Annotated in this window: 18 protein-coding genes; 8 read left to right on the top strand and 10 right to left on the bottom strand. The window is 62.6% G+C overall.

What is annotated here, in order from left to right; translation table 11 throughout:
* Positions 1-189: 189 nt before the first annotated feature.
* Together AC1DPX_RS32540 and fabF are read left to right on the top strand one after the other, a co-directional pair.
* On the top strand, positions 190-426 hold the full coding sequence (locus tag AC1DPX_RS32540; RefSeq protein ID WP_006203723.1) for an acyl carrier protein: 237 nt from the start codon (positions 190-192) through the stop codon (positions 424-426).
* Positions 427-460: 34 nt separating this feature from the next.
* Positions 461-1,723 (top strand): beta-ketoacyl-ACP synthase II, encoded by a 1,263-nt coding sequence (gene fabF, locus AC1DPX_RS32535; protein WP_202355045.1) that lies wholly within the window; start codon positions 461-463, stop codon positions 1,721-1,723.
* Here the strand turns inward: fabF and AC1DPX_RS32530 are convergent.
* Positions 1,711-1,986, bottom strand: a complete 276-nt coding sequence (locus tag AC1DPX_RS32530) for a hypothetical protein (protein WP_477241952.1) — start codon at positions 1,984-1,986, stop codon at positions 1,711-1,713. The two genes, fabF and AC1DPX_RS32530, sit on opposite strands and share 13 nt — an antisense overlap.
* Between AC1DPX_RS32530 and mltG the strand changes: the two genes are divergently transcribed.
* The 3 genes from mltG to gmk all read left to right on the top strand — a co-directional run bounded on the left by mltG (position 1,985) and on the right by gmk (position 4,852).
* On the top strand, positions 1,985-3,127 hold the full coding sequence (gene mltG, locus AC1DPX_RS32525; RefSeq protein ID WP_477241950.1) for an endolytic transglycosylase MltG: 1,143 nt from the start codon (positions 1,985-1,987) through the stop codon (positions 3,125-3,127). The two genes, AC1DPX_RS32530 and mltG, sit on opposite strands and share 2 nt — an antisense overlap.
* Positions 3,128-3,283: 156 nt before the next feature.
* Positions 3,284-4,174: a YicC/YloC family endoribonuclease gene (locus AC1DPX_RS32520; protein ID WP_477241948.1), complete on the top strand. Its 891-nt coding sequence runs from the start codon at positions 3,284-3,286 to the stop codon at positions 4,172-4,174.
* A gap of 21 nt (positions 4,175-4,195) precedes the next feature.
* Positions 4,196-4,852 carry a guanylate kinase gene (gene gmk, locus AC1DPX_RS32515; protein WP_027053294.1) on the top strand — a complete coding sequence of 219 codons (657 nt, stop codon included), beginning with the start codon at positions 4,196-4,198 and terminating at the stop codon, positions 4,850-4,852.
* Positions 4,853-4,858: 6 nt separating this feature from the next.
* On the opposite strand, the gene AC1DPX_RS32510 is transcribed toward gmk, so the two are convergent.
* The 7 genes from AC1DPX_RS32510 to lptF form a co-directional block, all read right to left on the bottom strand.
* Complete coding sequence (locus AC1DPX_RS32510; protein ID WP_477241946.1) at positions 4,859-5,152, bottom strand: DUF1330 domain-containing protein; 294 nt, start codon at positions 5,150-5,152, stop codon at positions 4,859-4,861.
* A 67-nt stretch (positions 5,153-5,219) separates the two neighbouring features.
* The gene (rsmA, locus tag AC1DPX_RS32505) at positions 5,220-6,059 is read right to left on the bottom strand and encodes a 16S rRNA (adenine(1518)-N(6)/adenine(1519)-N(6))-dimethyltransferase RsmA (RefSeq protein ID WP_477241944.1); all 840 of its coding nucleotides are present in this window, start codon (positions 6,057-6,059) and stop codon (positions 5,220-5,222) included.
* Between the two features lie 25 nt (positions 6,060-6,084).
* Positions 6,085-7,101: a 4-hydroxythreonine-4-phosphate dehydrogenase PdxA gene (gene pdxA / locus AC1DPX_RS32500; protein ID WP_477241942.1), complete on the bottom strand. Its 1,017-nt coding sequence runs from the start codon at positions 7,099-7,101 to the stop codon at positions 6,085-6,087.
* A gap of 13 nt (positions 7,102-7,114) precedes the next feature.
* Complete coding sequence (locus AC1DPX_RS32495) at positions 7,115-8,050, bottom strand: peptidylprolyl isomerase (protein WP_477241940.1); 936 nt, start codon at positions 8,048-8,050, stop codon at positions 7,115-7,117.
* Positions 8,051-8,140: 90 nt separating this feature from the next.
* A complete protein-coding gene (locus AC1DPX_RS32490) occupies positions 8,141-10,579 on the bottom strand; it encodes an LPS-assembly protein LptD (protein ID WP_202355038.1) in 2,439 nt (812 codons plus the stop codon).
* Complete coding sequence (gene lptG / locus AC1DPX_RS32485; RefSeq protein WP_477242060.1) at positions 10,579-11,664, bottom strand: LPS export ABC transporter permease LptG; 1,086 nt, start codon at positions 11,662-11,664, stop codon at positions 10,579-10,581. The genes AC1DPX_RS32490 and lptG overlap by 1 nt, the downstream gene beginning before the upstream one ends.
* Positions 11,661-12,863 (bottom strand): LPS export ABC transporter permease LptF, encoded by a 1,203-nt coding sequence (gene lptF, locus AC1DPX_RS32480; protein WP_202355037.1) that lies wholly within the window; start codon positions 12,861-12,863, stop codon positions 11,661-11,663. Before lptF ends, lptG begins: the two co-directional genes overlap by 4 nt.
* 356 nt (positions 12,864-13,219) lie before the next feature.
* Between lptF and AC1DPX_RS32475 the strand changes: the two genes are divergently transcribed.
* Positions 13,220-14,731: a leucyl aminopeptidase gene (locus AC1DPX_RS32475; RefSeq protein ID WP_202355036.1), complete on the top strand. Its 1,512-nt coding sequence runs from the start codon at positions 13,220-13,222 to the stop codon at positions 14,729-14,731.
* Positions 14,732-14,740: 9 nt separating this feature from the next.
* Complete coding sequence (locus AC1DPX_RS32470) at positions 14,741-15,190, top strand: DNA polymerase III subunit chi (protein ID WP_202355035.1); 450 nt, start codon at positions 14,741-14,743, stop codon at positions 15,188-15,190.
* Positions 15,191-15,265: 75 nt separating this feature from the next.
* Here the strand turns inward: AC1DPX_RS32470 and AC1DPX_RS32465 are convergent, their stop codons facing one another.
* Positions 15,266-15,784 (bottom strand): DUF995 domain-containing protein, encoded by a 519-nt coding sequence (locus AC1DPX_RS32465; RefSeq protein WP_477241938.1) that lies wholly within the window; start codon positions 15,782-15,784, stop codon positions 15,266-15,268.
* A 66-nt stretch (positions 15,785-15,850) separates the two neighbouring features.
* Entirely contained in the window at positions 15,851-16,774 is a 924-nt protein-coding gene (locus tag AC1DPX_RS32460) for a glycoside hydrolase family 26 protein (protein ID WP_477241936.1), read from the bottom strand.
* Between the two features lie 619 nt (positions 16,775-17,393).
* Between AC1DPX_RS32460 and AC1DPX_RS32455 the strand changes: the two genes are divergently transcribed.
* A complete protein-coding gene (locus AC1DPX_RS32455) occupies positions 17,394-19,268 on the top strand; it encodes a glycosyltransferase family 2 protein (protein ID WP_477241934.1) in 1,875 nt (624 codons plus the stop codon).
* The last annotated feature ends 64 nt before the right edge of the window (positions 19,269-19,332 follow it).

The following is a 19,332-nucleotide window of genomic DNA, read 5'->3' as shown; positions in this document are numbered from 1 at the left end:
CGGGCCTGTGAAAAGAGACCATTTCACCTTGGACCTCGGCCATTTTTCGTGTAATGCGGCCCGCAACCCGGCGGTTCGGGCAAAAACCGGTTCGTGGCCGTTGCGTTTCCGGCAGGACCATCTTTCAGCTTGATTAGCGGCATTCTGCCCGCTAACGAAGACAGACAAACAAAAGACGAGGATGCCCAAATGAGTGACACCGCAGAGCGCGTCAAGAAGATCGTCATCGAGCACCTTGGCGTCGATGCCGACAAAGTGACGGAGCAGGCGAGCTTCATCGATGATCTGGGCGCTGACAGCCTCGACACGGTCGAACTCGTCATGGCGTTCGAAGAAGAGTTCGGCGTGGAAATTCCCGACGACGCGGCCGAGACCATCCTGACCGTCGGCGACGCGGTGAAGTACATCGACAAGGCTTCGGCCTGACGCTTTCCGCAGTCATCACTGGGGAGGACCTGCGATGAGGCGTGTCGTCGTCACGGGCCTTGGGTTGTTGTCGCCATTCGGCATGGGCTTCGAGCACAGCTGGAAGGAACTTCTGACCGGCCGCAGCGCGGCCAGACGCATTACCGAGTTCGAGGTGGAGGATCTTGCCTGCAAGATCGCCCACGTCGTCCCGCGTGGTGACGGCAGCAATGCCACCTTCAATCCCGAGGCCGTGCTCGAGCCTAAGGAATTGCGCAAGATCGGCGACTTCATCCTGTACGGGATTGCGGCCGCCGACGAGGCACTGAAGGATTCCGGCTGGGAGCCCAAGACCCACGAAGAACAATGCGCCACAGGCGTGCTCATCGGTTCCGGCATTGGCGGCATCGAGGGCATCGCCGAGAACGCGATGATCCTCAAGGAGCGTGGCCCGCGCCGCATCAGCCCCTTCTTCATCCCCGGCCAGATCATCAATCTCGTCTCCGGCCAGGTTTCGATCCGGCACGGGCTGAAAGGCCCGAACCATGCCGTCGTGACGGCCTGCTCGACCGGCGCGCACGCCATTGGCGATGCGGCCCGGCTGATCATGTGGGGCGACGCCGACGTCATGGTCGCCGGTGGCGCCGAGGCGCCGGTGACAAGGCTGTCGATCGCCGGCTTCGCCGCCTGCCGGGCGCTGTCGACCGAGCGCAATGACACGCCGCAGACGGCGTCGCGTCCCTATGACCGTGACCGCGACGGCTTCGTCATGGGCGAGGGCGCCGGTGTCGTGGTGCTGGAAGAACTCGAGCACGCCAAGGCGCGTGGCGCCAAGATTTATGCCGAGGTGACCGGCTACGGCCTCACCGGCGACGCCTATCACATCACCGCGCCGGCTGAAGACGGCGATGGCGCTTTCCGTTGCATGACCGCGGCGTTGAACCGGGCCAGGCTCACGCCCGCCGATGTCGACTACATCAACGCGCATGGCACCTCGACCATGGCCGACACGATCGAGCTCGGCGCTGTCGAGCGGCTTGTCGGCAATGCCGCGTCGAAGATTTCGATGTCGTCGACCAAGTCGTCGATCGGCCATCTTCTGGGCGCGGCGGGTGCCGCCGAAGCGATCTTTTCGATCCTCGCGATCAGGGACAACGTCGCGCCGGCGACCATCAACCTCGACAATCCAGAGCGCGAAACCGCGATCGACCTGGTGCCGAACAAGCCTCGCTCCCGCCAGATCGACGTGGCGCTCTCCAATTCCTTCGGCTTCGGCGGCACAAACGCTTCGCTTGTGTTCCAACGCTACAATGGCTGATCGCCCGGCTGCCGGGCGATGCTTCGGCATGCCGTCAATTTTGCCATATTCGCCCCTACTCTGCCGCAGGGGATTCGTTGAGAGATCAAACGGTAGGGCGAGATGAACACAAATCCGGCGGGCAACGGAGAATTCGGGCAACGGCTGGCGAACAATACCGGACCGATCGTGCCGAAGACGGCCAGCGAGGCCTTGCGGCCGGAAGCCGGAACGCCGCCGCCGAAGCGCTCGCGCGCTTCGCGCAGCCAGGTCGTCGTGTTCATGAACTTCGTCATCTCCCTGGTGATGCTGATGGTTCTGGCCGCGGGCGCGGCGCTTTACTTCGGCAAGCAGGAGTTCACCGAACCTGGTCCCTCGGCCAATGGCGACACCTTCCTGGTCAAGCCGAACACAGGCGTCCAGGACATCGCCGACCAGCTTGAGCGCCGTGGACTGATCAGCGACGCCCGCGTCTTCCGCCTTGGCGTGCGTGCTTTCGGCAATGATTCCGCGCTCAAGGCCGGCGAATACGAGATCAAGCCCAGGGCATCCATGCGTGACATCATGGAGTTGTTGAAGAGCGGCAAGTCGGTGATGTACTCGCTGACCATTCCGGAAGGACTGACGGTCGAGCAGGCCTTGCAGCGCATCGCCGACGAACCCGCCTTGAGCGGCGACATGCCGGCGACAACGCCTCCCGAGGGCAGCCTTGCCACCGACACGCTGCGCTTCACGCGTGGCGCGACGCGCCAGCAGATGATCGACAAGCTGGTGGCCGACCAGAAGAAACTGGTCGACGAGGTCTGGCAGCGGCGCGCGCCGGACCTGCCGCTGGCCAATATCGAGGACTTCGTCACCTTGGCTTCGATCGTCGAGAAGGAAACCGGCAGGGGCGATGAGCGTTCGCGCGTCGCCGCCGTCTTCATCAACCGGTTGGCCAAGGGCATGCGCCTGCAATCCGACCCGACCATCATCTATGGCCTGTTCGGCGGCAAGGGAAAGCCCGCGGACCGACCGATCTACCAGTCGGACATCCAGAAGCAGACGCCTTACAATACGTATGTGATCAGCGGCCTGCCGCCGACGCCCATCGCCAATCCGGGCCGCGCGGCACTTGAGGCCGTGGCCAATCCATCGAAGACCGACGACCTCTATTTCGTCGCCGACGGTACAGGCGGTCACGTCTTTGCCGCGACGCTCGACGAGCACAACGAGAACGTTGCCCGTTATCGTGCGTTGCAGAAGAAGCAGGCCGATGACGCGGCCAAGGCCGCCGCTGCCGCTGGTACAAACGGCAATGCCGACAAGCCTGCTACCGACAAACCAGCCGCCGACAAACCAGCTGCCGACAAGCCTGCCGACGGCAGCAACACCACCGGTGGCGACAATGGTGACGCCGGCGGCGATGCGGGCGATGCCCAGTAAGACGAAGAAAGGCGTTGCCCGGAAGGCGACAGCCTGACATTTGAAGGAACGCCATGCGTCCGATTTCGACGCACCTGTGGCGTGGTTATTTTCAAGCAGCACTTGCCCTGTCCGGAAACTGGTTTCGGGGTGATGCGCCAGGGATGTGCAGGCGACATGAATTTGCAGAGCATGACCGGATTTGCGCGTGCCGTCGCCGAGCATGACGGCACCTCGATCGCCTGGGAGGTCAAGTCCGTCAACGGCAAGAGCGTCGAGGTGCGGCTGCGGCTGCCACAAGGTTTCGAGCGTCTGGAACCGGCGGTCAGGCAAACGCTGCAAAAGCGGTTCGCCCGCGGCAATTTCCAGGCGACGCTGACCATCGGCCGCGCCGCCGGCGCGCAGGCGCAACCCGTCGTCAACGAGGCGTTTCTGAAGGACCTTGCGGGTCTCGCCAAACGGCTGCAGGAACAGTTCGGCGTTGCTCCCGCGACGGCTGACGGGTTGCTGTCGCTGCGTGGCGTGCTCGATGTTCCCGAAACCGTGGAAACCGAAGAGGCGCGCGCCGCGCTCGACACCGCCATCATGGCGGCGCTCGACGTGGCGCTGAAAGGGCTGGAGCAGGCACGGCAAAGCGAAGGTGCGGCGCTGACTTTGCTGCTGTCCGGCCACATCGATGCCATCGAGGCATTGACGCTGCGCGCGGAGGCGGATCCGTCACGCGAGACGGCGGCGATCCGTGAGCGCATCGCCGAGCAGGTCAGGCTGCTGATGGACGCGTCCGCCAATCTGGATGCGAGCCGGCTGCATATGGAGGCGGCATTCCTCGCCACCAAGGCCGATATTCGCGAGGAGATCGATCGGCTGAAAACGCATGTCGCATCTGGCCGGGCTCTGCTTGAGGGCGGCGGCGCGGTCGGCCGCAAGCTGGATTTTCTGGCACAGGAATTTAACCGCGAATCGAATACGCTGTGTTCGAAGTCGAATGCCGCAGCCGTCACCGCGATCGGGTTGGAGCTGAAGGCGGTGGTCGACCAGTTTCGTGAACAGGTCCAGAATCTGGAGTAGCCGATGGTTGCCAAGGAGCCGATGGTTCCCAGGGATTTGGGATCCCGCATCCGCCGCCGGGGGCTGATGCTCGTCCTGTCGTCGCCATCCGGTGCCGGCAAGTCGACGATCGCGCGCAACCTCCTGGAAAGCGATTCCAGCCTCGAATTGTCGGTCTCGGTCACCACCAGGCCGCGCCGCGGCTCGGAGATCGAGGGCGTTCACTACCATTTCCGCACGATGCGCGAGTTCGAGCGGTTGCGCGATTCCGATGCGCTGCTCGAATGGGCGGAGGTGCACGGCAATTGCTATGCGACACCGCGCGAACCCGCGGAACTGGCGCTGGCGCAGGGCCGTGACATGCTGTTCGACATCGACTGGCAAGGCGCCCAGCAGCTCAAGGAGAAGATGCGCGCCGATATCGTCTCGATCTTCATCCTGCCGCCGTCGATGAAGGAATTGAAGGCCCGCCTGAAGCGCCGCGCCGAGGACCAGGAAGCGGTCATCGAAACGCGGCTGAAGAACGCCCGCAACGAAATCGAGCACTGGAAGGAATATGATTTCGTCATCGTCAATGACGATCTCGATCGCGCCTTCGCCGAGGTGCGCGGCATTGTCGTCGCCGAACGATTGCGGCGCGACCGCCGACCCGGGCTTTTTGACTTCGTATCGGGCCTGCTCGACGAGAAAACCGTCTGACCGGCTTCAGGGCGCCATGCCGTCGACCAGGATCAGATGGCGGCTGAGCGCGGCGTCGCGCACGTCCAGCGCCGCGGCATACTCGGCGGATGCGTACCAGCGCCGTGCCTGCTCCATGTCGGGAAATTCGACAACGATCAGCGGTGTGGGATGCCACTCGCCCTCCAGCGTATCCACCTGGCCGCCGCGTACGAGATAGCGCCCGCCATACTGGGCAATGGAAGCCGCGGCACGTGTTCGGTATGTCTGGAATGCCTCTTGGTCGCGGATGGTGACATCGGAAATGATATAGGCAGGCATTTGGCTTCTCCGGCATGCTCGCCAGAATATCTATGCCTGCATCCTCGCAATTCCAGAGCTGCCGGCGCTAGGCCGCATTGGTCAGCCGCACAAATTCCTCGACGCTGAGCGTTTCGGCGCGGCGGGTCGGATCGATGCCCGCGCGCTCGAGCAAGCCCTCGCCGCCCAGGCTTTTCACACTCTGCCGCAGCATCTTGCGGCGTTGGCCGAAGGCGGCCTCGGTGATACGCCCGAGTTTCTTCACATCGGCGGGCAGGGGCGTCAGGCGCGGCTCCAGATGCACCACCGAAGAGGTCACCTTGGGCGGCGGCGTGAAGGCCTGGGGAGGCACGTCGAAGGCGATCCTGGCCTTCGTGCGCCAGCCGGCCAGCACGCCAAGCCGGCCATAGGCGTCGCTGCCGGGTTCGGCCACGATGCGCTGGGCAACTTCGCGCTGGAACATCAGCGTCATCGAGGCGTAGAAGGGCGGCCAGTCCACGACGGTCAGCCACCGCACCAGCAACTCGGTGCCGATGTTGTAGGGCAGATTGGCCACGATCCGCACCGGACCGCCGTCTGAAGCCGCCGCGGAGGCGAGGGCGGCGAAGTCAGTCTTCAGCGCGTCGCCGGAAACCACCTCCAGCCGGCCGGGATAGTGAGCGGAGACTTCGGCCAGCGCCGCCAGGCAGCGCTCGTCGCGTTCGATAGCGACAACCCGGCGGGCGCCGTTGGAAAGCAGCGCTCTCGTCAGGCCGCCGGGTCCCGGTCCAACCTCGATCACCGCGGTGTTTGTCAGATCGCCGGCAGCGCGTGCGATCTTGCCGGTCAAATTGAGGTCAAGCAGGAAATTCTGGCCGAGCGCCTTCTTCGCCTGCAGCCCATGGCGCTCGATGACATCGCGCAGTGGCGGCAGCCCGTCGATGCTCATGCGTTCGGACCCGAAACGGGAGCGCTCATGCGGCCGCGGCCTTCTTGTCTGTGTCGGCGAGCCGCCTGGCGAGCTTCAACGCGGCGATCAGGCTGTCGGGCCGCGCAATGCCCTTGCCGGCGATGTCGAAGGCGGTGCCATGGTCGGGCGAGGTGCGGATGAAGGGCAGGCCGAGCGTGACGTTGACCGCTTCGTCGAAGGCCAGCGTCTTGGCAGGGATCAGTGCCTGGTCGTGATACATGCAAAGTGCTGCGTCATAGCCTGCCCGCGCCCGCGCATGGAACAGCGTGTCGGCCGCCAGGGGGCCGAAAGCATCGATGCCCTCGGCGCGCAGGATGTCGACTGCCGGCTGCACGATGCGCGCGTCCTCCAGGCCCATGGAACCGCCTTCGCCGGCATGCGGATTGAGGCCGGCAATGGCCAGCCTCGGCCTGGCGATGCCGAAGCGGCCGGCAAGGTCGGCCGCGGTGATGCGCGCGGTCGCGACGATCAGTTCGGTGGTCAGGGCCTTCGGCACCTCGGCCAGGGCGATGTGGATGGTGACGGGAACCGTGCGCAGGTCAGGGCCTGCCAGCATCATGACCGGCATTGCCTCGATACCATTGTGGCGGGTTGCCAGATGCGCCAGATATTCGGTGTGGCCGGGAAAGCGGAAACCGGCATCATAGAGCGGCTTCTTGGCGATCGGGCAGGTGACGACGGCAGCGGCGTCGCCGGCAAGGCAGGCGGCGACAGCGCGGTCGATCGCCTCGACGGTTCCGGCCGCATTGGCCGGATCCGGCCGGCCGGGGCTGTCGGTGAACCGGGCCGCCAGTGGAACGATCGGCAAGGAGCGGGTGAAAACCTGCGCCGCCTGCGCCGGTGTCGTTTCGACGAACGGCACCGACACGCCCAGTTGCCGTGCCCGTGAGGCGATCAGCGCCGGATCGGCCAGAAGATAAAAGGCGGGCAGGCCGGCGGACTCGCGCGCCAGGAAGGCGGCGATGGCGATTTCGGGGCCGATGCCCGAGGGATCGCCGACGCTCAGGGCCAGCGCGGTCATCGCGCTCCTCACGTCAGCGCTTGACGATGCGGGCTTTCGCCTTCAGCTCGTCGACATATTTCTTGCTGAGATCGTCGGCCGCCTTGTCATTGGAGCCTTCGCTCTGGAACACCATCTGGGCGGTCTTGTCGTCTGACACTTCACGCGACGAGCAGATGCCGATGAATTCGACGCCGCGCTCGGTCTCGCGCGTGGTGGTCGCGCCTCCGACCTTGGTCGCCTTGATCTGCTCGGCCCAGTCAGGCGGCAGCTGCGGCGCCAGCACCCTGCCCAGATCGCGAACAGTGACGTCGATCAGGCCCTTGGCGAATTCGCGCGTCGTGTTGCAGCCGTTGAAGCGGGCGCGCATGGCATCGGCTTCGCGCTTGCGCTTGGCCAGCGTCGCGCTGCGTTCGGCGGCGGGCACCACGAAGATGACCTGCTGCAGCATGTACTCGGTGGCGCTCGGTTTGGCTCCGCCCTTGTCGAGCATGCGCCTGACCGCGTCCTGCTCGGTCACGCTGCCGCCTTCACCGGAACGGTASCGCGCGCTCAAAGCCTGGTTCCAGGCCATCTGGGCGCGGATGAATTCCTTGAAATGGTCCCTGCCGACGCCGGATTTTTCCATCACGCCATCGAGCTGGCCAAGCTGCATCTTGTTGTTGGTGGCAAAGCGCTGATAGGCCGCCTCGACCTGGGCGTCGCTGATGCGGATGCCAAGCCGCCTGGCTTCGGCAAGCCGCAGCGTCTGGTCGATCATTTCCTGGGCGGCATCGCCCTTCTTGCGCTGCAGCTTCAAAAAGGCGGCGCGGTGCGCGATATCGCCCGACGTGATTGGTATGTCGTTGACGACGTATTTGATCTCGCTGGCGAAAGCCGGCGGCGTCATGACCGTCATCATCGACACGGATGTCGCCGCCACAAGCAGCGCGAACCCTGCTGAAAAGAGGTATTTCCTCATCATTAGCATCCCAATTCTATCCCGGTTCCGCCCAATTTCGTCCTCTTCCGGGTGCGCGAATCCGTGCCAGCCCTATGCGGCGAAACGATGACTCGCCGGCTATTGGATGGTGTCGACTGCGCTGGTCGACGAACCGAAGTCGCCGAGGGTGCGGAACGACAGGTTGAAGCCGATGCTCTGCGTCACTTCCCTGGTGTTCAGGTCACGCGACTGCGAGTACGTCATCAGATAGGTGAAGCAGGAATCGTTGTAGGCGAAGCCGACCCCATCCTTGACCAGCAGGCTTTGCTGCAGATCATAGGTTCCTGTCCCGAACACGCGCCAGTTTTCGGCAAGATGCGTGGATGCACCGAGCGTCACCTCATGCCGGTCGGTGGTGAAACCGTAGAGCGGCTGAGCCTGGATGAAAGCGTACTTGGCGCTGAGCGACACCGGCAGGCCTGAATAGGCGGCCTTGAACTCGGCGCGGCGAACTTCGAAAGTCTGTTCGTCGAAGCGGCCGCTGACGGAAGCCGCGAACCCATTCGGGCTGTTGATGCCGAACAGGCCGACATAGTCGGACTTGGTCGTCTGAAGGCCGGAATTTGCACCGACATTGACCAGGTCCGGCGCGGCAAAGGAGTTCTCGCCGCCAATCTGATAGGACTGGCCGAAAATGGCGTTGGTGCCCCAGCCGTTGATGTAGGAGCCGGAATAGCGGAAGCCGACATTGGCGCGCGAGCCGCCTTCGATGCGGTCATAACCGGAGAATTTGTCGCGCTCGAACAGGGTGGTCGCGTCGAACACCATGCTCTGGGCGTCTTCATTCGGGATGGCGAGACCGCCGACATATTGTTCGTTCGGACGCAGGAACAGCTGCGCCATCGGCTCGATGACATGGCTGGACCCGCTGGCCATCGAAAACAGCACCGGCCAACGCATCTCGAGACCGGCGGTTGCCATGTACCGGGCGAAAGACGAGCGCATATCGTCCTGCTGGCTCAAATTCGTCGCCATCTGGTTGACGGCGGCGAGCGAACCCGATGACGCATCGACGTAGTCGACGTCGCCCTGCAGTGCCAGCAACGGTGTCAGCACCAGCCCGTCGTCGGTCACGAAGGTCCGTTTCCACTCGGCCTCGGTGGTGAGGCGCCCGGACTCACCTGCGACGCCGCGCACGCGCTGTACGGGGCTGCTGGCGTCGTATGGGATGTTGAAAGCCTCATCGAGATCATCGCGACGGATGACCCGTGTATTGACATTGAGCGACAGCTGGCCGCCGGCAACCGGCACGTCGGGAATATAGGCGTAGTCGAGCGACGGCAGCACCCAAGGCTGCTGGCCGCTTCGCGCGGCCGCATTGTCGTTCGGTGTGTCTTCCTGGACTTCGAAGTGCATGGCGCGCACGTCGAAATAGTTACGGCCATTGAGACCCGTCAGGTAGACCGACGACTGGTGGACGGAACCGTTGTATTTGTCGATGTTGTAGGTGTTGGAGAAATTCTTGTCGGTCTGCAGCAGCACGTCCCAGCCGAAATTCCAGCGTTCGTTGATGGCGAACTGGCCCTGCGTGCCCATCATGCCGCGGAACTTGTTCGGATCGCCCGCCGCGCCCGAATCGACGTTGTGGCCACCGGAGGCCGGGAAAGCCGTTGTATCAAGGAAGGCGTCCGGATTCCGCTGCTGGATTCCGGCGATCTTCAAACTGTATTGGCCATTGTTGAAGCGCTGGCGCCACTCGGCCTCTCCGAGGAAACCCTGCTTGGTATAGCCGCTTCCCGTCACCGTCAGGTCATATGTCGGCGAAAGGGCGAAATAGTAGGGAACCTTGACGCTGTACCCCAGATGGCTGTTGTAGTTGATGCTCGGGATCAGGAAGCCGCTTTTGCGCTTCACCGTCGGGTCGGCGATCTCGAAAGCCGGCAAGTAGGCGAGCGGAAAGCCGAAGAACTCGAAATTCGCATTCTCGAAGCGAACCGTCTTCTTCTCGCCATTCCAGATGATCTTCCTGGCCTTCACACGCCAGGTCGGCGCCTTGTTGGGCTTGTCCTCGCACGGTTCGCAGGCGGTGTAGACGCCGTTGTGGAAGGTGGTCAGCACGCCGCCCATGCGCTCGGCGCTTTCGGCGGCGAAATACGCCTTGTCGATGGTTTCAACGCGCAACGCGTTGACGAAACCATCGGCGAAATCGTCGGTGATGTCGATATGCTGCGAATTGATCTTGGTGCCGTCACTGTTGACGATTTCAACATTGCCGGTGGCAACCATCCGCTTGGTGTTGCGGTCGTATATGACCTTCTGGGCGACGAGGCGATTGCCGCCATAGTCGATCTGCACACCGCCGACGGCGGTCACCGTCTGGTTGTCGTTGTTGTAGACCAGCGTGTCGGCGGCCAGCAGCATCTGCGAGCCGGACGGAACATTGGTCGCCATCTTGCCGACTTCCTGCGCGAACGCAGGCAACGGCACGGCGCAGGCAAGCAGGCACGCCAAGGCGCTCGCCGCATAAAGGCGCGCCAAATGGGCCTGCCTGCTGCTGGGCAAAAACGCCTCCCTCACTAGCCGTCTTCCTTGTATAGCAGGAAAGTCACCCCGAAGAACATAGCTACCACGACTGGCACCCAGGCGGCTATGGCAGTCGGCACGAACCCCGCCACGCCGAATGCCTTCACCAGCACCGAAACGACATAAAGCAGAAACCCGGCAACGACGCCACCCAGAATCATCGTTGCCGATTGTCCCATCCTCGCAAATCGCATTGAAACTGTTGCCGCAATCAGCGTCATGGCGACGAGGAGGAACGGCAACGCCACCAGCGAATCAAACTGCATGGCAAACGCATTTGCCTTGAGGCCGAAGGAACGGGCAACCTCGATTTTTCCAGGCAGGTCGTAGAACGGAATGGTCTCCGGGCGCGCCAGCCGCTCCTGCACGAATTCCGGCTTCAGATTGGTCGGCACACGATCGCTAGCCGCGGACTGGATGGTGCCGTTCCTGAAGGTCTTCACATCCTGCAATTCCCAATAGCCGTCCCGCAGGTAGGCGCGCGCGGCGTCCTTGCGCTCGACGATGTTGCCTTGCTGGTCGAGGACGAAAAAGACGGCGTCGGCCATCTCCAGGCCTTGGTTGAGGATGGCCCGCGCGCCGATGATGGTGTCACCGGAGCTGGTTTTCTGGCGAATCCAGGGGGCGGCGTCGGCCGAAACCGTGTTTGATTTGCCGGAGCGCAACTGGGTCTCGATCTGCTCGGACAAGGAGAAGGCGTGCGCGGCGAGGGGGTTGATGAGCCCGACCGACACAAAGCCGAACAGCAACGCGCCGATGCAGCATGGCAAGAGGAATTGCCAGGCGGAAACGCCGGCGGACCGCGCGATGACCAGTTCGTAGCGGCGGTTGAGCGAAACCAGCGTCGCCATTGCCGAGAACAGGCCGACAAACGGCACGGTCTGCAGCATGATCATCGGCATGCGGAGGCCTGAAATGGCCACCGCCGTTCCGTAGGTGAAGCCGGGCAGGCCGGTGGTGCGGCCGGACAGCTCGGTGAAATCGATCAGGAACACCAGCGCCAGCAGGCCCAGGAAGAACCAGATCGTGATCGTCACGTAGCGGAAGAAGAAATAGCGGCCCAGCGTCCAGCCCATCAGCCGATCCCCTGACCTGAAGTGCCGCGCCTGGACCAGCGCAGTTTGAGAGCGTTCCAGCCGTCCCCGAAGCGGCTGGCCAGGTTTGTCATCCAGTCCGCCCAGGCCACCGGCAGCTCCATGGTCCGGTTGGAGACGATGAACCAGATCGCCACCGCGGAAGCCACGATGGGCACTCCATAGACCATGTAGGCAAATTGCGGCACTTCATCGGCCTTGCTTGCGGCAAAGAAACCCAGCCAGCGCACGAAGAGGGATATGGTGATAGCCGTGATCAAGGGATTGACGCGTGCCTCGCGATGCGAGCGCGCGTCGCCGGCGACCGCGAGCGCGATCAGCGCAAACACCATGGAATAGAGCCATTCCGAAAATCGTTGGTCGACCTCGGCCCGGTATTCCTGGGGGTTTTGCTGATAAAGCTTGTCGTTGACGTTGGGATTGAGCAGGTACTGCGTGGTCTGGTCCTTCGGCAGCAGCGTCACCTCGGAAGCCGCCGCCATGAAGGCGGACATGTCGAAGGCGTAGGAGGTGAACCGGATGACACTGAGGTCGCCGGTCAGTGTTTTGCGGTGGATGACGCCGTCATTCATCATCAGCACCTTTTCGCCGCCGCGTTCGACGACGCTGCCGGTCTTGGCGTAGTAGACGAGATTGACGCCTTCCTCGCGCGAATCGGCGACAAATATGCCGCCCAGCCTGTTGTCGGGAAGCCGCTCGCCAATCTGCAGGAACAGCCCATCCTCGATCTTGCGGAAAGTGCCTTCCTGGATGATCAGCGACAACAGGTCGGCGCGCGACTGCGCCACCAAAGCGCGGTTCTTCTGCCGCGCATAGGGGTCGATGCCATTGTCGACGGCAAAGGAAAAAACGCTCGCCGCAAGGGCGAGAAGCATGATTGGCCGAACGATCGTCCAACGCGACGCGCCGGCGGCGTTGACGACGGCGAGTTCGGAATCCGAATTCATGACACTCAGTGTCTGCGCGACCGCCACCACCAGCGCGAAAGGCACGACGATCGGAATGATCGAGGGAAGAATGAGCGCGGCGACCTCGAAGAAGGTCATCGACGACTGGCCGCTGTCGGTAACCAGATCGATCTTGGCCAGCACCTGCGTGGTCCACACGATGGCCAGCGTCCAGACCAGCGCTGCCAGAAAGACCACGAAAGCGCGGCGCATGATGTAGCGTTCAACGACCTTCATGAAGGCTTTACTCGATTTTCTCGAACGGCATCATGCCACCACGCCAAGGGTAGCTGTCCGGCGACGCCCGCACAACTGGCTCCGATGGGCTCGATCAAGGCAGGCGATCCGGTTCCCGTCCCGCGTCGCGTGCCGCAATGGATCGGAGTGTCGGAGGGAATGGATAAGAAAGGGCGAACATCGATGGTTAACAACAGGTTGCGGCATGAAGCGGGGCCGTGCCGCGACGAATCGCCATCGATTCCAACTGTCATATGGGTAGCCATTTTGGCAAAGTCTTGCCAAATGCCGGAAAACGACCAAATGTCGCGGATCGCTTCAAACGCTTCGCGCGCCATCCCCGAAAGCAGGACATGATGAACCCGAGACCATCGATCGCCTTTGCAAAATTCGCCGCGCCCCAGACGGCGGCGAACAGGAAGGGCACGGTCTTCGTGCTATCGGCGGATGACGGCGGCCTGAGCGATGCGGCCAGAGCTTACGACCCCGGCAAGACGTTGGAGCGGGCCTTTCCGGTGGCCGAATTCACCGGCAAGTTCGCCGGCGTCGTCGAGATACTGGCGCCGGAAGGAACGTCGCTCGACAGGTTGGTCGCGATCGGCGCGGGCAAGGCGGCGGGGCTCGATGAATATGCCTGGCTGAAACTCGGGGGCACCATTGCAGCGTCGCTGCGCAAGGCAACCGACGTCGCCGTGCTGCTCGACCTGGTTGGCGCTTCGGCTGACGGCAAGGATGCCGCCAACCTTGCCGCGGGCATTCTCCTGCGCAGCTATTCCTTCGACAAATACAAGACCAGCAAGGACAAGGATGATGCAAAGGCCGATCCCAAGAAGCCGGTCAAGATAACCATCCACACGGCCGACCCGGCAGGTGCCAAGAAGGCCTTCGCCGATGCCGAGGCGGTGATCGACGGCGTGCTTCTGGCGCGCGACCTGGTCAACGAACCGGCAAACATATTGGGACCGCTCGAGTTCGCGGCCCGCGCCAAGGAACTCGAGACGCTTGGCGTCAAGGTCGAGATCCTGACCGAGAAGGAGATGAAGAAGCTCGGCATGGGCTCGCTGCTCGGTGTCGCGCAAGGCTCGCCCCGCGGCGCGCGCATGGCCGTCATGCAGTGGAACGGCGGCAAGCCCAAGGACAGCCCGATCGCCTTCGTCGGCAAGGGCGTCACTTTCGATACCGGCGGCAATTCGATGAAGCCGGCTTCGGGCATGGAGGACATGAAGGGCGATATGGGTGGCGCTGCCGCCGTGACCGGCCTCATGCATGCGCTGGCCGCGCGCAAGGCAAAGGCCAATGTCGTCGGCATTATCGGCCTGGTCGAAAACGCCGTCGATGGCCATGCCCAGCGTCCCGGCGACATCGTCACCTCGATGTCGGGTCAGACCATCGAGGTGCTCAACACCGACGCCGAGGGGCGTCTCGTGCTGGCCGACGCGCTGTGGTACTGCAACGACCGCTTCCAGCCGAAATTCATGGTCAATCTGGCGACGCTGACCGGCGCCATCATGGTCGCGCTCGGCCTGCACTATGCCGGCCTGTTCTCCAACAATGACGAATTGGCCGAGAGGCTTGCTGCGGCGGGGCAGGCGACGCAGGAGCGGCTGTGGCGCATGCCGCTCGGCGCCGAATACGACAAGCTGATCGATTCCAAGAACGCCGACATGAAGAACATTGGCGGCCGCTATGGCGGCGCCATCATCGCGGCACAATTCCTGCAGCGTTTCGTCAAGGACACGCCCTGGGCGCATCTCGACATTGCCGGCACCGCCATGGGCTCGCCGTCGAGCGAGATCAACCAGTCCTGGGGCTCAGGCTTCGGCGTGCGGCTGCTCGACCGGCTGGTGCGCGATCACTACGAGAGCTGACCCTGATCCATGGCCGATGTGCTGTTCTACCATCTGACCGAATCGACCCTGGAGGAGGCGCTGCCGGGCCTGCTGGAACGCAGCGTCGATCGTGGCTGGCGCGCCGTGGTGCAGACCGGTACCGAGGAACGGCGCGACGCGCTCGACCAGCATCTGTGGACTTTCCGCGATGATTCTTTCCTGGCGCACGCAACCGACCGCGAGGCTTATCCCGGCGAACAGCCTATCCTGTTGACCACGGGCGCCGGCAATCCCAACGAGGCCAAGATAAGATTCCTGGTCGACGGCGCGGTACCATCAGACCTTGGCGGTTACGAGCGTGCCGTGTTCCTGTTCGACGGCCATGACGCCGCCCAGGTCGAGGCGGCGAGGGCGCATTGGAAGACGATGAAGGACGCGGGCCATGCCGTGACCTACTGGCAGCAGACATCGGACCGCCGCTGGGAGCGCAAGGCTTGATGCCAGGCACGAACAGAGGCCCAAGCGCGCCGCATGAGCCCGTATCGGTGCGGCGCGCTTCAGCCGGCGATAAGGCTACTCTTGTGCCTTGATCCGTTTCTGTTTCCAGCTGACATAGTCGCCGTGTTTCAGTTTCATGAACTCGTCCGCCAGGTTGCGGTGCGAACTCCTGAAGACGTACCAGTCGCCATCCGGCAGCTTGCGCTGGTAGACCACCCTGCGGCTCTGACGATGCTCGAAGCAGGTGAGGGCGTTGGAGTCACCTCCCGCGCCATGCCATTTTGCCCGGAAGCAAAGCTTGCCGCCTCCGGGGATGAACCAGATCCCGTCACCATAGCCAGGCTTGCCCTTGTCCGAAGTCCAGGCGCTGAATTGACGGCGCTGCACGGCAAAATAACCCGCACCATTTCGGCCCCAGAGCCATGAACGGTTATGGTACATCTGGTAGATGCCTTCGTCGGGCACCGCTTCGGCCTTTTCGGCCAGGTCGGCGACCTGCGCCGCTGTCTTGGCCACCGCCGGAATCTGGAAGGCCAGGACGGCTATGGAACAGGCAAGTGCCGTTCCAATGGAATTGCCCAGTACTCGTTTCACGACCCCACCCCTACAATTTACGCTACGCTCAGTTCTTACGCTTGCACCCAACCTGACACAGCATGCCTAGGGCAGGACGTGCTGGGTAACCCTCCAATCGGGCAGCCCATAGCCGCCCAACCATGGCCACACCTCCTTCTGGTTGAAGTAGACGACCGAGGTCAGCGCCGGAAACTCGGAATAGGACTTGCGGGAATCGCCTTCCCATTGCGAAACATATTCCTGCTTCCCGACATAGCCGAGCTCCGCCACCACGACCGGCTTGTTGAAACCCGCGACGCGGTCATATCCGGGCTTCAGCGTTTCGGCGAACGTGCGGTCGCGACCGGCCTCGTCATTGTCCTTTTTCTGCAGGCCGAATACCGACAGGCCGATGACGTCGACATAGTCGTCGCCAGGGTAGTACTTCTCCAGACCCTCTTCACCTTTGGGCGACCACATGTATTTGGCGGCCGGAGCGGCCTTGCGGCAGAGGTCGACCTCGCGCTTGTAGGCGGCGATCCAATCCTTGGGTGCCCAGTTGGCCCAGGTGAAGCGACCGTTCTTGTCCTCCATTTCCTGCGCCCAGCGAATGGTGACGGGGCTCTTCATGGCCCCCACCAGGTCGCAGATCGCCTGCATGTTGGCGTCATATCTGCCGCTCAATATCCCGTCGCGCAGTTCGTTCGGGGTGATGCGCCAATCCTTCGACCAGGTCCAAGGCTCGATGGTGATCAAGAGCGACCGGTTTCGCTGAAGGGCATAGGCATCGGCCAGGGGAAGGGTCGTCAGATCGACGTCTTCCCAAGGCAGGAACAACTCTTCGATGCTGGCGGTCTTGTCGGCGCTGAAGTCGCCGTAAGGATCATAGGATCCGAACGCCGACGCGGCGCTGCTCGTCTGAACGGGATCCGTCGCGGCTGCCGAGCCGGCGCCCGCCGAAGTCGGCAACGCGGCGCTGCCGCCCAAAACCAGCGCGATTGCAAGCGCACTTGCTGCGATATTTTTCATGATAATCTCCCATGGCATCGATATCCTGCGGAAGTCGAAGCCTCGCCCACGCGTCGAAGAGTGATCGACGCGATCGTCCAAAACCCTATCGGCTTATCGGCGGAATCTGCGGGATTTGGAGCGACTATTGGCGGGTGTTGCTATGCACCGATCCCACCATGAAAATCATCTCTCAAGACGCTGGTACGAGGAGCTCAAGAGAGAAGGTTCGCCGCGATACTCACAAATTCGCGTCATATTCCGATATATCATCCCGAGCTAATTTAAGAGCCGATCGCGACCAGGAGTCAAGTACAATTAACGGTTGCTTAACCATGATACGCTCGGCATGGTTAACGGGCCGAGCTTGCCGGAAACGCACCGGGTGCCCTTGGTCCATCAGCTTTTCTTCCAACGCTGAAAATTTCATCGGACGTCTATTCTCAAGCCGACCATCGGCCTGCATGCCGAAAAGTTTGGGCTCCCGTTCAAAGGGTTAGGTTAACCAACGCTCAAGAAGAATGGTTAAGCAATATTTAATTTAGTTGACACTAACGGAGTGACGGCCGATTCTGCTGCGGGGATTTAAGGGTTTTGCAGCGGTCGTTGGCTGCAGCCCAAAGTGGCGGCGCGTAAGGGTATGAGTTTAGACGTAGGCATCATCGGCCGTACGAGCGGACAGGCAAGGCAGCCCAGGTCAACTCTGGCCCACGCGGCGCAGAAGGCGCCTTTTCTCGTGCCTGTGTTCTCTCCCGTCCAGCAATGGATTCTGCGGACAGGCTTGGCTTTCTGGTTCGTCACCCTGGGCTTTTTCTGGGTCTGGTGGCTGAAGCCGGAACATATCGAACACATCGGACCGTTCACTTTTGCCACACTGGTGCTGGCCTGGCTGACCTTGATGCCGATGTACTTCCTGCTCAACGTGTACGCGTCGAGGAAACCGTCCAAGCTTTCCAGCATCCCGAAGCGTTCGCGAGTTGCCATGGTGGTGACCAAGGCGCCGTCCGAACCCTTCGCCGTGGTCGCGCGCACGTTGGAAGCAATGCTCGCGCAGGATTATCCCCATGACACCTGGCTGGCCGACGAGGATCCTTCCGAGGAGACGGTCCGCTGGTGCGATGCCCGCGGCGTGCTGATATCGACGCGGCGCGGCAGGGAGGACTACCACCGCAAGACATGGCCGCGCCGCACGCGCTGCAAGGAAGGCAACCTGGCCTTCTTCTATGACCACTATGGTTATGAGCGTTACGATTTCGTCGCGCAGATGGATGCCGACCATGTGCCGACGCCGACCTATCTCAGGGAAATCCTTTATCCCTTCGCCGATCCCGCGGTCGGCTATGTCTCGGCACCGAGCATCTGCGACAACAATGCCGCCGAAAGCTGGTCAGCGCGCGGCCGGCTGTTTCCGGAAGGGATGTTCCACGGCCCCTTGCAATCCGGCCATACCGGCGGCGGGGCACCGCTCTGCATCGGCTCGCACTATGCGGTGCGGACCGAGGCGCTGAAGCAGGCGGGCGGTCTTGGCCCGGAACTGGCGGAGGACCATTCCACCTCGATGCTGATCAACGCGGCCGGATGGCGCGGCGTGCATGCGATGGATGCCATTGCCCATGGCGACGGCCCGCAAACCTTTGCCGATCTCGTCACCCAGGAATTCCAGTGGTCGCGCAGCCTGATGACGATCCTGCTCGAATATTCGCCCACGTACTTTCCCAAGCTGCCGCCGAGACTGCGGTTCCAGTTCCTGTTCTGCCAGCTCTGGTATCCGCTGTTCGCCGTCTTTGCGCTGATGATGTACGCAATGCCGATGTATGCGCTGTTCACCGGGCGCAACTTTGCCAATGTCATGTATGCCGACTTCCTCTTCTACTACCTGCCCAACGCCGGCGCCCTGGTTGGCCTGGTGATGATGCTGAAGGCATTCGGCCTCTCGCGACCGATGACGGCCAAGACCATAAGTTGGGAGGGCACGCTGTTCCTCTTCTTCGCGCGCTGGCCGTGGGTGCTGGCCGGCACGCTGTCGTCGCTGCGCGACTATCTGACCAAGTCGTTCGTGGATTTCCGCGTCACGCCGAAGGGCAGTGGCCCAAAGAGCCTGATTCCGTTTCGCGCCTTCGTTCCCTATGTGGTGCTGGCGGTCGGTGCGGCGCTGCCCGTCCTGCTCGTCGACCATCCCTTCGACGCCACCGGCTTCTACTGGTTCGCGGCCCTCAACGCCTTCCTCTACGGGCTTCTGGTGCTGGTTATCGTCGTAAGGCATGTCATCGAGAACAGGATCCCGCTGCGCGCCAATGCCGCGAAACTCGCCTTTCAGGCATCGCTCACGATCCTGGCGCTTGCCGTGCCGATCATGGGTTTTTACGATCGTGGCATGGAGGGCGTCTATGGGCTGCAGCAGGGAGCGGGAGGCTTGCGCATCGTGCGCATCGCCTATGTGGTTTCCGGCGCCGGCCAGGGCAACATCGGCACCCGCAATTTCTACTTCGATCCGGGTTGGGAAACGCGGCGCTGACGCCTGCGGTCATCCGCGCGCAAAGAACTCTCCTGTACTGCATTCACCTTGATGGATGGCTTCG

The sequence above is a fragment of the Mesorhizobium sp. 01N446 genome, from assembly GCF_056399285.1.
This window is presented reverse-complemented; position numbering and strand designations above follow the sequence as displayed.

Coding starts and splice junctions, on each gene's coding strand:
- AC1DPX_RS32455 (WP_477241934.1), top strand. CDS start 17,394: ATGAGTTTAGACGTAGGCATCATCGGCCGTACGAGCGGACAGGCAAGG.
- AC1DPX_RS32470 (WP_202355035.1), top strand. CDS start 14,741: ATGGCCGATGTGCTGTTCTACCATCTGACCGAATCGACCCTGGAGGAG.
- AC1DPX_RS32475 (WP_202355036.1), top strand. CDS start 13,220: ATGAACCCGAGACCATCGATCGCCTTTGCAAAATTCGCCGCGCCCCAG.
- gmk (WP_027053294.1), top strand. CDS start 4,196: ATGGTTCCCAGGGATTTGGGATCCCGCATCCGCCGCCGGGGGCTGATG.
- mltG (WP_477241950.1), top strand. CDS start 1,985: ATGAACTTCGTCATCTCCCTGGTGATGCTGATGGTTCTGGCCGCGGGC.
- AC1DPX_RS32460 (WP_477241936.1), bottom strand. CDS start 16,774: ATGAAAAATATCGCAGCAAGTGCGCTTGCAATCGCGCTGGTTTTGGGC.
- AC1DPX_RS32510 (WP_477241946.1), bottom strand. CDS start 5,152: ATGCCTGCCTATATCATTTCCGATGTCACCATCCGCGACCAAGAGGCA.
- fabF (WP_202355045.1), top strand. CDS start 461: ATGAGGCGTGTCGTCGTCACGGGCCTTGGGTTGTTGTCGCCATTCGGC.
- AC1DPX_RS32530 (WP_477241952.1), bottom strand. CDS start 1,986: ATGAACACGACGACCTGGCTGCGCGAAGCGCGCGAGCGCTTCGGCGGC.
- lptF (WP_202355037.1), bottom strand. CDS start 12,863: ATGAAGGTCGTTGAACGCTACATCATGCGCCGCGCTTTCGTGGTCTTT.
- AC1DPX_RS32540 (WP_006203723.1), top strand. CDS start 190: ATGAGTGACACCGCAGAGCGCGTCAAGAAGATCGTCATCGAGCACCTT.
- pdxA (WP_477241942.1), bottom strand. CDS start 7,101: ATGACCGCGCTGGCCCTGAGCGTCGGCGATCCCTCGGGCATCGGCCCC.
- AC1DPX_RS32520 (WP_477241948.1), top strand. CDS start 3,284: ATGAATTTGCAGAGCATGACCGGATTTGCGCGTGCCGTCGCCGAGCAT.
- rsmA (WP_477241944.1), bottom strand. CDS start 6,059: ATGAGCATCGACGGGCTGCCGCCACTGCGCGATGTCATCGAGCGCCAT.